This window comes from Neisseria sp. P0021.S006, from assembly GCF_051956895.1.
The window spans coordinates 1-459 of sequence record NZ_JBQCWZ010001224.1; the positions used below are offsets into that span (position 1 = coordinate 1).

General features: G+C 50.3%; 1 pseudogene. It reads right to left on the bottom strand.

The features are described 5' to 3' along the window. Positions 1-459, bottom strand: a pseudogene (locus ACTHUM_RS19595) (hypothetical protein); the annotation flags it as partial.

The following is a 459-nucleotide window of genomic DNA, read 5'->3' on the forward strand; positions in this document are numbered from 1 at the left end:
TTGGGTTTTTTGTGGGTGGGGTTGGGTGTGTGTGGGGGGTGGGTGGTGTGTGGGAGTCGGCGGTATTTTTGAGGGTGTGGTGGGGGTGTTGGTGGGAGGGGGGGTTTTTTGTGTAGTTTGTGTTTTGGTTGTGTGTTTGTTGTTTGGGGGTTTGGGGTGTTGTTTTTTTGTGGTGGTGGTTGGGGTTTGGGTTTTTGTGGGTGTGTTGGGGTTTTTGGGGGGTGTTTTTGTTTTTTTTGGGTGTGTTTTTTGTTTTTGGGTGGTTTGTTGTTGTGGGGGTGTTTTTGGGTTGGTTTGTGGTGGTGTTGTTTTGGGTTTTGGTGGGGGGGGGTGGTGTTGGGTGTTTGGTTGTTTTGTGGTGGTGTTGTTGTGGTTGTGGGGTGTTTGGTTGTGTGTGGTTGTGGGTTTGGTGTTGTGTGTTTTGGTGTTTTGGGGGGGTGGTGTGGGGTTGTTTGGGTG